Source organism: Nocardia sp. NPDC003345, from assembly GCF_053589395.1.
Genome location: NZ_JBSFRU010000209.1, coordinates 1 through 11,537 on the forward strand (window position 1 = coordinate 1; position 11,537 = coordinate 11,537).

Below are 11,537 nucleotides of genomic sequence, written 5' to 3' on the forward strand. Positions count from 1 at the left end.
CGTCGCCGAACTCGTTTTTCAGCGTGGAGCGCAACTGGGCCACCGCGTCATTGCTGAGCAGATAGTCGGTGAGGATCTCGGCCTCGCCGACACCGACCGCCCGCAGCAGCGTGGCCACGGTCCAGCCGGTGCGGTCCTTACCCGCGGCACAGTGCACCAGGACCGCGCCGCGGTCGGCGACGATCGCCTCGGCCAGCGCCATGATCGCGGCGTGGGCCTCGGGACGCGCCGGGAAGTTGCGGTACACGTCCATCATGTAGGCCAGGGCCGCGCCGGGTGCGTCCGCCCGGCCGGCACCCGCTTCGTGCGGCGGCGCGGTGACCGTTCCGTCGTCGAACGGGGTGACGCGGAGTTCGATATGGGGCGGCAACCGGTCGGCGCCCACGCGTTCGATCTCCCGGTGTCCGCGCAGATCGTGCACGGCGCCGACGCCGAGTTCGCCGAGGGTGGCGTGGCCGCTGTCGTCGAGCCCGCTGAGCTGGGCGGAACGCAGCAGGACGCCGGGTCGTATGGTCCCGCCGCCGCTGGTGCGCAGTCCGCCGAGATCCCGGAAGTTGAAGGTGCCGCTGATACGCAGATGATCGGCGAGGGGAGAGCTTGTCACCGCATCAGGCTAACCGCCGCCGGACGGGCTCCGTTGTGGGATGCGGCACAGCGGCCGAACCGTGCGGCGATCGCGTCGTAGACTGACCGATGGTCTCTGCCCGTGGGGCAGCAGTCGGTGCCGGTGCCCCGATCGCGGCTATACACCCGGAGCGGTCGGGCGCGAGCACATAGCGGTGCCGGGACGGTGCGTCCGATCCCGGGTGGGTTACAAAACAGGCTTCAGGTATGTATTTCCCGCTGTAGCTGTTCTCAAACCCCGAAAATCTTTCTAATATCGAGAGGACGGATTGGATGGGTCGCTACTTCCCGACTCGGGCCCACCGATCCGGCCGGCCGCTCCGGTGCCGATAATTCGGCCCCGTTGTGTGCGAGTTGTTTGCCGAGGGAGCTTGCGTTGGGCGTACGTGGAGAAATAGCGGAGGTCCGGTTGCGATCGGCCGTGCGTGAAGCGGTCGACCACGCGGACGCGGTTTCGGATTGCACCGGGTTGCGGGCGTTACGGGTGTTACTGCATGCCGGGGTGAGCGCGTACTGGCCGTTGGTGAAGGCGCGGCCGGTCCAGCAGATCCACGCCTACGAGAAGACCGTGCAGACGCTGTGTCAGCACTGGGATTCGCGCGACGACTATGTGCCCGATCCGGTGATCTCGCAGCGTCAGCGCGCCCAGCAGCGCGATGTCGTGGAATGGCTGGAGTTGTGCGCCGCCCGGTCGGGTACGCGCTGGATCGAGCCGGTCGACTCGGTGGCCGCCTATGTGATCACCGTGGTGCAGGGTTCGGTACTGCGCTGGCTGGCCGATTGCGATGACGAGGCCATTCTGGTGGCCTTCGACGATCTGGTGTCCAACCTGGTCACGCGCGCGATCGACAGCTGAGTCCGCGCGTCGAGCTGGACGGATGACCAGTCCGATGGTTGAGTGGGTGGAGTGAGCGCGACCTCGCCGATTGCCCCGCTGCACGCGGCCACCGCCGACCTCGACGCCCCGCTGGCCGCGGTGGATATGGTCACCCTGCGTGCCAACGCCGCCGATCTGGTGCGCCGCGCCGGGGGCCGCCCGATCCGGGTCGCCAGTAAATCGGTGCGCTGTCGCGCGGTACTGGCGGAGGTGCTCGGCGAAAACCTCACCGCCCAGGGCGGTTTCGCCGGGATCATGGCCTACTCGCTGAACGAGGCGATCTGGCTGGCGCGCCACGGCGCGCGGGATGTGCTGCTGGGATACCCGACCGCCGATCGCGCGGCGCTCGCCGAACTCGGCGCCGACCCGGACCTGCTGGCGGCGATCACGCTGATGGTCGACGACAGCGCGCAGCTGGACCTCGTACGAGCCGCTGTGGGTAGCGCCGCGGCGGGTCCGCGAATCTGTCTGGATGTCGACGCGTCGCTGCGTATCGGGCCGCTGCATCTGGGCGTGCGGCGCTCGCCCGTCCGGACTCCGGAACAGGCCGAGGCCCTGGCCTCGGCGGCGCTGGCCGCCGGATTCCGGGTGGTGGGACTGATGACCTACGAGGCCCAGATCGCGGGTCTGCCGGACAGCTCGCTACCGGTCCGGCTGGTGAAGTCGGCCTCGGCCCGCGAAATCGAGCGGCGCCGGGCGGCGGTCCTGGACGCGGTGACCGCGGTGACCGGTCCGCTGGAGATCGTCAACAGCGGCGGCACCGGGTCGATCGAATTGAGCGCGGGCGCCGCGGGCGTCACCGAGATCACCGCGGGCTCGGGGCTTTATGTACCAACGCTTTTCGACGACTACCGATCGTTCCGGCCCCGGCCCGCACTGTATTTCGCGCTCCCGGTACTGCGGCGGCCCGCCGCCGATATCGCCACGGTTTTCGCGGGCGGATATATCGCTTCGGGTCCCGCGGGGGCGAGCCGGGTGCCGAAACCGGTGTGGCCCCGAGGATTGCGGCTGCTGGGTACCGAGGGCGCCGGTGAAGTGCAGACCCCACTGTCCGGCGCGGGTGAACTCGCGGTGGGAGACCGGGTCTGGTTCCGGCACGCCAAGGCCGGTGAGCTGTGCGAGCGCTTCGACCGGCTGTATCTGGTCGAGGCGGACGGCTCCCGGACCGCGGTGCCCACCTATCGTGGCGAAGGCCGTTGTTTCGGGTGAATATCGGCTGTCGCGATATTTTGTGAATTTTATTTACGAATCGGATGATTCGGCCGATTCGAGTTTCGACCGGAATTCCTGATGTCAGGAGTTCTCGGATAACCGGAGAAAGCGAGAAAGAGCCGCTAATTCCCTCCGTGATTCGGGCAGGAATTCGGTGAGCAGTGGCGAACCGACGATTATCGCCCGCCGCCGCGCCCGGCCCAGGGTGTCGTGGACCAGCGCGCCGGAGAGCAGGTCGGCGACCGGAACGGGCGAATCCTCCGGGCTGGAGGTGGCCGTCGATATCAGCACCACGGCGGCCTCCCGGCCCCGGAACAGGTCCGGGGTGCCCACCAGGACCTCCTCGAACCTGGCCCGCGACAACAGGGTCCGGATCCGCGCGACCTGGGCCCGATGCGGAGAGACGACGACGATATCGTGCACCTGTAGCGGGCGGGCACCGGTGCCGTCGTCCCATGCTCGCCCCAGCAGCTCCCGGATCTGGTGCAGGACCTCCCGGGCCTCGGCATCGGAGGCCGTGCTGTTGCCGTGGTGGGGTACCGGCACCATCGCGATACCGGGTTCGAGAGTGTCGCCCGGGCGGGTGGGCACCGGATCGGCGTGCAGCCGGTTGTCGAACCAGAGGCGCGACAGCGGTTCGGCCAGCGCGGGATGGAGGCGGTGGGTCCGGCCCAGGAAGTAGCCGTGCGTGGTCGGCAGCGTCGTATGGCCCCCAGCGAACCAAGTGAGGGCCGCGACGCCGACGGGTTCGGGATGCGGGCCCGGAGCCGGACGGTGGCGCTCGCACGGGTCGCCGGTGAGCAGCAGGTTGCGTGCGGTTCCGGAGATATCGGCCAGCACCGCGAGGGCGCAATTGTTGGCATCGGCGATCACCAGCAGATCCAGCGAATCCCGCGGGACCCGCGCGGGGTCGGTGAAATCCGCGAGCGTGCCGCCCAGGACGCAGCCCCGGATGGCATTCGACAGGAACCGGGGGTAGCGCGCCGCGTCGAGCACCAGCCATTCCGGCGCCACCGCCGCCGCCTCGCTCTTGGCGACGAGTTCGGGCAGCACACCCGCGCGCACCACCGCGTCGAGCAGGCTCTCCACCGGGGCCGCGGTGGGCGCGACGATTCCGATCCGCCAGTTGTCCCGGGTGACCAGCGCCGCGAGTACCTCGGCCAGGATCGCCGTGCGGCCGGTGCCCGTCGGGCTCTGCACCGCGAGGCAGGAATGATCCAGATCGCGCAGGGCGGCGTGGATCGCGGACACCGGATCCGCGCCGGCCGGAGGTAAGGCCGGCCGTACGGAATCCCCGGCGCGGATACGCAATCGCGGCGTCCGGCGGGTGAGGAGATCGAAGAAGGCGGTCTCGGGAACAGCGGGCAGGGTCATGAGTAGTTCCCGGCCGATCCGCTCCACCGCGTCCGCGGCGGCGGGAACCGGGGCGGGCAGGGCCGGGGCCAGCGCGACCGGCAGTTCGTGATGCGGGGACGTACCCGGCGCCAGGGTCTCCTCGAGTCGAACGGTATCGGTGAAATCGTCCTCCATCGAACAACCGAGCACCGTGGCGGTGCCCACCGTCCGGATCGACGACCGGGATCGGGCACCGGGTTCGTAGACGACGTACACGGCGGTTCCCGGGGCGAGCCCGCCACCGGCGAGCCGACCGGTGAGCCGCAGGAACCGCCGGACACCCTCGCCCGGGCCGATATGCCATTTGGTATCCACCGCCGCGGTATCCGCCACCATGACCCCGGGCTCGGCCGGCCAGTCCGGCAGTGGATGGGTGAGGCGGTCGATATGGGACCACCACGGAGCCTGCTGTTCCCGGCGGTGGTAGCCGAGCACGGCCGCCGTCAGCCCGGCGACCCGGTGCGGGTCGGGGACACCGGGATCCGGCACCGTATCGCCGGGCCGGGCGGCGTATTCCGCCAGCGCGGCCTCGGTCGAGGTGGGCTGGGCCGTCGGCGTATCCCGCAGCAGCTGCCCCAGCGAACCCGGGAGCGCGGCCGGAACCGGGGCGGACGGCTCGGCCCGCTCCTTGCGGAGCCGGTCGGCGAGCCGGAGCACCGCCGTGGCCCCGGACTCGTCGTGCGGGCCGCCGAGGACCGGCATGATCTCCGCCAGGGTGTAGGAGCGGGCGCCGATGACGAACGCGCCGCGCACCATCGGGTACAGGTCGACCAGAGTGCCGGTGCGCAACAGCGCGTCCACCGTCTCCTCGCCGCAGCCGAGCTGCCCGGCGGCCCGGAGCAGGACCGTGCGGGCCGTCCCGGTGTAGTGGAAGATATGCAGTCCGGGATCGGCGAGCAGGGGTTCGGTGAGTGCCGCGAGCAGATCTATGAAGGCCCGGCGACCCGCGGCACCCGGTTCCCGGCTATCGGTATCCGTCCCGGTGCGCAGGGGGATCTCCCGGGCCACGGGTGCCGAATCCCGGGCGGTGACCTCGATGCGCACCCGGCCGGGCCCCGACGCGCGGATATCCAATGCCAGATCTCCGGGCGTCGCCGGTGGCAGTGATCCGAGTACACGGGTGTCGGCGGTGACCCATTCGCCGCGACCGCTGCGTTCCTGGCGCAGCTGCACCGCGGCCTGGGCCCGTAACCGGGCCAGAGTGCCCGCGGACACCTCGGGCGGCGTCGCGGTGCGGGTGGTGAGGCGGTCGATGCTGGTGATTCCGGCCGCGCGCAACCCGGCGCGGGCGGCCGGATCCATACCGGCCACCAGCAGCAGATCCCGGGCCTCGGTGTAGGCGGCGACGCAGACCGGGCAGTGGCCGCAGGCCCGGAACCGCGGATCGCCCCACTGCACCGGCAGCAGCTCGCCGGAATGCTCGTCCAGGATCCGCGCGGTGCGGCGCCGGCGGGCCCGGTACACCGGCAGGGTCACGGGTAGTTCGAAGGAGTGGGTCTCGTCGCCGGAGTGGACGTTCAATACGGGATCCACCGCGAGCGAATGGGTCTCGAGGATATGTGCCACCGCGGTGAGGCGCAGGGCGGTCGCCACCGGCCGCTCGTGTTCGGCGGACACTCCCGACAACGCGATCCCGTGCGCTGTGCGGGTCAGCAGCTCCGCCCGCGCTACGAGTTCGCCGTCGAAAACGGTGGCGCCGAGTACCGCCGGGGCGCCGGCGCGGCAGGCCGCGATCGATTCGTCGTGGGCGGCGCGCACTTCCGCGAACCGTCCGGTACCGCCGGGGCGGGTGGGCCGGACCACCGCGTCGCCGTGATCGCGCAGGACGGTGGCCCGGACCCGGCCGAATTCCCCCTGGCCGGAGTCGATATCGGTGAACAATTCGCCGGACTCCACGCCGGCCGGATCGCCGTCGACGGTGCCGAGTTCGGTGTCGAGCGCGCGGAGCAGCGCGAACTCGCAGCGTGCGCCGAGCACCAGATCCGTGGCGTCGCACACCACCCGATCACCGACAACGAACACCCACGGCCCTCCTGCGCCCAGTGACACCTCCGGTGCGCGCCCCGCGCGTACCGGACGCGCCCACTGTAGCCACCGGGTCCGACCAGGGGGAACGGACCGTGGTTCAGGAGCGCGGTTTCCGGCGTTCCTGGCGTTTGGGGCCGTCGCGGCGCGGGCCGCGGCCGATACCGCGATGTCCGGGCGGGCCCTGGTCGAGCTGCAACTGGATCAGTACGCCGCTGATCCGGGTACTGCGCAGGGCGTCCAGGGTCTCCGGCGGGAGATGGGCGGGCAATTCGACCAAGCTGTGATCCGGCCGGATGCTGATATGCCCGAAATCGCTGCGCCGCAGCCCGCCTTCGTTGGCGATGGCGCCGACGATGGCGCCCGGTACCACCCGGTGCCGTTTACCGACCGCGATGCGGTAGGTGGCCAGTTCGGCGCCGGTGGCGCGATGACGCGACGGTCCGCGCCGCTCCTCGAAACCGCCCTCGTCGAATGGTCGCGGCGCGCGTTCGCGGCGCGGCCGTTCCACCGGCTCCGGTTCGGGTTCGAGGAAGAAGCTCTCGCCGTCGTGCGCGGCCACCGCCAGCGCGGCCGCGATATCGGCCAGCGGGGTGTTGTGCTCCTGCTCGTAGTCCTCGATCAGCTTGCGGAACAGCGACAGATTGTCCGAGCTGAGGTTCTCGGTGATGGCGTCGCCGAATTTCGCGACCCGCTGCGCGTTCACATCGTCCACGCTGGGCAGTTGCATCTCGGTCAGCGGATGCCGGGTGGCGCGTTCGATGGATTTCAGCAGATGACGTTCCCGGGGCGCCACGAACAGCAGCGCCTCGCCGCTGCGGCCCGCCCGGCCGGTACGGCCGATGCGGTGCACATAGGACTCGGTGTCGTGCGGGATGTCGTAGTTGACGACATGGGAGATCCGGTCCACGTCGAGGCCACGCGCCGCGACATCGGTGGCGACCAGGATGTCGAGGGTGCCGGCCTTCAACTGGCCGATGGTGCGCTCACGCTGGGCCTGGGCGATATCGCCGTTGATGGCCGCGGCGGAGAAGCCGCGGGCGCGCAGTTTCTCCGCCAGCTCCTCGGTGGCCTGTTTGGTGCGCACGAAGATGATCATGGCCTCGAAGGCCTCCACCTCGAGGATCCGGGTGAGGGCGTCGAGTTTGCGCTGATGCGATACCAGTACCCAGCGCTGGGTGATATTGGTGTTCGTGCTGGTCTTGGCCTTGACCGTGATCTCGACCGGTTCGTGCAGGTACTGCTTGGAGATCTTGCGGATCGCGGCGGGCATGGTCGCCGAGAACAGTGCGACCTGCTTCTGGGAGGGGGTGTCGGCGAGAATGCGCTCGACATCCTCCTGGAACCCCATCTTGAGCATCTCGTCGGCCTCGTCGAGCACCAGGTAGCGCAGCTGGGACAGATCCAGCGTGCCCTTCTCCAGATGGTCGATCACCCGGCCGGGGGTGCCCACGACCACCTGCGCGCCGCGGCGCAGACCGGACAGCTGCACGCCGTAACTCTGGCCGCCGTAGATCGGCAGTACGTGCGTGTTCGGCATATGCGTGGCGTAGCGCCCGAAGGCCTCCGCCACCTGGATCGCGAGTTCACGAGTGGGCGCCAGCACCAGGGCGGCCGGCTGTTTACCGGTGGGCCGCTCCGCCAGCAGACCCATCAGGATCGGGATGGCGAAGGCGGCGGTCTTACCCGTGCCGGTCTGCGCCAGACCCACCACGTCCGCGCCCTCGAGCAGTGGGGGAATGGTCGCGGCCTGGATGGGGGACGGAGATTCGTAGCCGACATCGGCGATGGCCGAGAGAATCCGGTCATCGATTCCGAGGTCGGCGAAGGACGGTCCGGCAGTTTCGGGTTCGGTGTCGCTCACGTCCTCGCCGAGGCCGTCTTCGCCCTGATTGGTGCTCATTGACCAGGAGTTTACTGGTACGGCCTGGTTGTCCGGCCCACCGGGCCATACGGTGTCAGCATGGACGCCGACCCCGCCGATCCCGCCGCAGGCCACCCCGCGGACCCGCTTTCCGTCGCGGTGGTGCAGTTCGGCCCGCATACCGATATCGACGCCAATCTCGCCGCGCTCACCGAGCGGGTGCGGTCCGCCGCCGACCGCGGCGCGCGCGTCGTGGTGGCCCCGGAGTACTCCATGTTCGCCCTCGGCCGGCTCGACGACCGGGTACGCGCCGCGGCCCAGCCGCTGGACGGGCCCTTCGTCACCGCGCTGGCCGGGCTGGCCGCCGAAACCGGGGTGTATCTGGTCGCCGGGGTCGTGGAGACCACCGAACCCGGCGACGGCCGGATCCACAACACACTGGTCGCGCTGGGACCCGACGGTTCCCTGCTCACCCGGTACCGCAAAGTGCACCTCTACGACGCGTTCGGGCAGCGGGAATCGGAGGTCGTCCGGCCCGGACCGCTGGCCGAGCCCGCCCTGTTCACCGCGCAGGGGTTCACGTTCGGCCTCCAGACCTGCTTCGACCTGCGATTCCCGGAAGGGTTCCGGCGGCTGGCCGTGGCCGGTGCGCAGGTGCTGCTGCTGCCCGCCCAGTGGATTCCGGGTCCGGGCAAGGTCGATCAGTGGACCACGCTGCTGCGGGCGCGGGCCATCGAGAACACCGTCTTCCTGGCCGCGGCCGATCAGTGCGGTCCGCGCGGCGCGGGCGCGTCCATGATCATCGACCCGGCCGGGCGGGTGCTCGACGAACTCGGCGACGAACCGGGTGTCGCGCTGGCCCGCCTGGAACCCGGGGTGCTGGCGCAGGTCCGCCGGGCGAACCCCAGCCTGGAACTGCGCAGATTCGCCGTCGGCACACCAGAGGCGAGTAGCGTCGGAAGGTGATGCTGTACGCCGACCGCCTGTCCGCCGGACGCGCGCTGGGCAGCGAACTGACGCACCTGCGCGCGGACCGGCCGCTGGTGCTCGGACTCCCGCGCGGCGGGGTGCCGGTGGCGGCGGCGGTCCGCGAGGTCGTCGGGGGCGATCTGGATATCCTGCTGGTCCGCAAGCTCGGCGTCCCCTGGCAGCCCGAACTGGCGGCGGGGGCGATCGGCGAGGACGGCGTCCGGGTGGTCAACGCCGATGTCATGCGCCAGACCGGGCTCGATACCGCGCGGCTGGACGCGATCGAGGCCGAGGAACGCGCCGAACTAGAACGCCGCCGGGTGCTGTGGCGCGGTGATATCCCGCCGATCCCGCTGCGGGGCCGGACGGTGGTGATCGTCGACGACGGTATCGCCACCGGTGCGAGCGTGGTGGTGGCCTGCCGGGTCGCCCGGGCGCAGCTACCGCACCGGCTGGTGGTGGCGGTGCCGGTATCGGCTCCCGAGGCGCTGCCGCGGATCCGCGGCGAGGCCGACGAGGTGATCTGCGCGCAGGCGCCGGCGGCGCTGGCCGGCGTGGGCGGGGCCTATCGCGATTTCCACCAGCTGGCCGATTCCGAGGTCACCGAACTGCTCCGGCCGGACGCCCGCTGAGCCGCCGGGGCGTCCGGGCCGGAGTCTGCCGGATCCGGGTTACAGCTCGGGCTGCGCGTACTGCCCGACCTGGTTCGTGAGCACCCGCAGATGTTCCAGGCCGCTGCCGAGCGTGCGCTCGATGGCGGTCAGCCGGGCCACGTAGTGGCCGACCGGGTATTCCGAGGTCACACCGATACCGCCGTGCATCTGGATGGATTCCTGCCCGATATGGCGGGCCGAGCGGCCCACCTGCAAGCGGGCCCGGGACGCGATCACCGGGTCGGCGGTGGCGTCCACCAGCGAGGCGGTGAGGTAGTAGCTCATACTGCGGGCCAGTTCCAGCGAGACGTACATATTCGCGGCGCGCTGGGTGAGCGTCTGGAACTTCGACAGCGTGACCCCGAACTGCTTCCGGGTCTTCAGATAGTCGGTGGTCAGGCGCAGCGACTCCGCCATCGCACCGACCGATTCCGCGCACAGCCCGGCCTGGGTGCGCGCCAGCACGTCCTCGATGGCCGCGGTGGCGTCCTCGGCGGAGCCGAGCAGTTCGGCGGCGGCGCCGGTCAGCTCGACCTGGGCGCCGCGCAGCCCGTCGACCGTCGCGAACGGTGTCCGGGTGACGCCGTCGGCATCGGCGGCGACCAGGAACAGGCCGATCCCGCCGCCGGGCAGCGTGGCGCTGACCACCAGATCGTCGGCGCAGTCACCGTGCGGAACCGGATTCTTGACGCCGGTCAGCGTGTACCCGTCGCCCTGCGCGGTGGCCGCGGTGGCGATCTCGTGGTCCGGCCAGCGGGTGCCGGGTTCACCGTGCGCGAAGGCGAGCAGTTTCGATCCGGCGGCGACCTCGGTCAGGATGCGCTGCCGCTGATCGGGGGTGCCGACCGCGGTGATCAGGCCGCCCGGCAGCAGGACCGAGTCCAGCAGCGGTTCCGGCGCCAGCCGGCGCCCGAACTCCTCCAGAACCAGCATGGTCTCCACCGGGCCGGCGCCCATGCCGCCGTCTTTCTCGTCGAAGCTCAGGCCGAGTACGCCGAGTTCGGCGAGCTGGCCCCAGACCTGCCGGCTCCAGCCGAGATCGGTCGCGGTGACCTCGAGTCGCTTTTCCGGGTTGTACTGACGATTGAGCAGGTCGCGCACGGTATCGCGGAGTAGGACCTGTTCGTCGGTGAGATCGAAATCCATAACCTTGACCTCACAATCCGAGGATCGAGGAGGCGATGATGGTGCGCTGCACCTCGCTGGAACCTCCGTAGATGGTTGTCTTGCGGTAGTTGAGATAGCTCGGGCCGGTGCGCTGCGCCCATTCCGGGGAAGCGATATCGGCGGCGCCGACCGGCAGGGCGTCCGGTCCGGCGATATCGAGCAGCAGTTCGGTGGCGGCCTGCTGGAGTTCGGAACCGCGCATCTTCAGCACCGAGGAGGCGGGGTTGGGCTTGCCTTCCTCGGAGTTCGACACCACGCGCAGCTGGGTGAGCTCCAGCGCCAGCAGTTCGTTCTCCAGTTCGGCGATCCGCGCCGCGAACAGCGGATCCTCGAGCAGGGTGCCGCTGCCGGAGCGGATACCCGCCGCGTACTCCTTGGCCACCCCGATCCGCACCTTGGTCCGGCCGACGCCGGTGATGCCGGTGCGTTCGTTGCCGAGCAGGAACTTGGCGTAGGTCCAGCCCATGTTCTCCTCGCCCACCAGCTGGTCGGCGGGAACGCGGACGTTCTCGAAGAAGACCTCGTTGACCTCGTAGCCGCCGTCGATGAGCTTGATCGGGCGGATGGTCACACCGGGGGATTTCACATCGAAGAGCAGGAAGGAGATCCCGGCCTGTTTCTTCGGAGCGTTCGGATCGGTGCGGACCAGGCAGAAGATCCAGTCGGCCCACTGCGCGAGGGTGGTCCAGATCTTCTGGCCGTTGACGATGTAGGAATCGCCGTCGCGGACGGCGGTGGTGCGCAGCGAGGC

9 protein-coding genes are annotated in these 11,537 nt (G+C 70.1%); 4 read left to right on the plus strand and 5 right to left on the minus strand.

The genetic code is table 11. From position 1 onward, the window contains the following. Window positions 1–604 (minus strand): tyrosine-protein phosphatase (locus ACWDU1_RS21360; protein WP_450000872.1); only part of this gene is annotated, 604 nt, incomplete at its 3' end. Window positions 605–1,000: 396 nt separating this feature from the next. Here ACWDU1_RS21360 and ACWDU1_RS21365 point away from each other — a divergent pair. Both ACWDU1_RS21365 and ACWDU1_RS21370 read left to right on the plus strand, forming a co-directional pair. Next, the gene (locus ACWDU1_RS21365; RefSeq protein ID WP_450000873.1) at window positions 1,001–1,480 is read left to right on the plus strand and encodes a TetR family transcriptional regulator; all 480 of its coding nucleotides are present in this window, start codon (window positions 1,001–1,003) and stop codon (window positions 1,478–1,480) included. A gap of 42 nt (window positions 1,481–1,522) precedes the next feature. Beyond that, window positions 1,523–2,710 (plus strand): amino acid deaminase/aldolase, encoded by a 1,188-nt coding sequence (locus tag ACWDU1_RS21370; protein WP_450000874.1) that lies wholly within the window; start codon window positions 1,523–1,525, stop codon window positions 2,708–2,710. Window positions 2,711–2,794: 84 nt separating this feature from the next. Here the strand turns inward: ACWDU1_RS21370 and ACWDU1_RS21375 are convergent, their stop codons facing one another. After that, window positions 2,795–6,130, minus strand: a complete 3,336-nt coding sequence (locus ACWDU1_RS21375) for an AAA domain-containing protein (protein ID WP_450000876.1) — start codon at window positions 6,128–6,130, stop codon at window positions 2,795–2,797. Window positions 6,131–6,233: 103 nt separating this feature from the next. Then, window positions 6,234–8,036, minus strand: a complete 1,803-nt coding sequence (locus tag ACWDU1_RS21380) for a DEAD/DEAH box helicase (RefSeq protein ID WP_450000878.1) — start codon at window positions 8,034–8,036, stop codon at window positions 6,234–6,236. 60 nt (window positions 8,037–8,096) lie between these two features. Between ACWDU1_RS21380 and ACWDU1_RS21385 the strand changes: the two genes are divergently transcribed. Beyond that, on the plus strand, window positions 8,097–8,963 hold the full coding sequence (locus tag ACWDU1_RS21385; protein ID WP_450000879.1) for a carbon-nitrogen hydrolase family protein: 867 nt from the start codon (window positions 8,097–8,099) through the stop codon (window positions 8,961–8,963). Next, window positions 8,963–9,598, plus strand: coding sequence for a phosphoribosyltransferase (locus ACWDU1_RS21390; RefSeq protein WP_450000885.1), 636 nt, complete (start codon window positions 8,963–8,965; stop codon window positions 9,596–9,598). Before ACWDU1_RS21385 ends, ACWDU1_RS21390 begins: the two co-directional genes overlap by 1 nt. Before the next feature lie 39 nt (window positions 9,599–9,637). Here the strand turns inward: ACWDU1_RS21390 and ACWDU1_RS21395 are convergent, their stop codons facing one another. Next, a complete protein-coding gene (locus tag ACWDU1_RS21395) occupies window positions 9,638–10,765 on the minus strand; it encodes an acyl-CoA dehydrogenase family protein (RefSeq protein ID WP_450000881.1) in 1,128 nt (375 codons plus the stop codon). 10 nt (window positions 10,766–10,775) lie between these two features. Then, on the minus strand, window positions 10,776–11,537 hold a 762-nt coding region (locus ACWDU1_RS21400), incomplete at its 5' end, for an acyl-CoA dehydrogenase family protein (protein ID WP_450000883.1).

Excerpts from the sequence above, each read along its gene's own strand:
- ACWDU1_RS21385 (WP_450000879.1), top strand. The coding sequence starts at position 8,097 with ATGGACGCCGACCCCGCCGATCCCGCCGCAGGCCACCCCGCGGACCCG.
- ACWDU1_RS21380 (WP_450000878.1), bottom strand. The coding sequence starts at position 8,036 with ATGAGCACCAATCAGGGCGAAGACGGCCTCGGCGAGGACGTGAGCGAC.
- ACWDU1_RS21390 (WP_450000885.1), top strand. The coding sequence starts at position 8,963 with ATGCTGTACGCCGACCGCCTGTCCGCCGGACGCGCGCTGGGCAGCGAA.
- ACWDU1_RS21395 (WP_450000881.1), bottom strand. The coding sequence starts at position 10,765 with ATGGATTTCGATCTCACCGACGAACAGGTCCTACTCCGCGATACCGTG.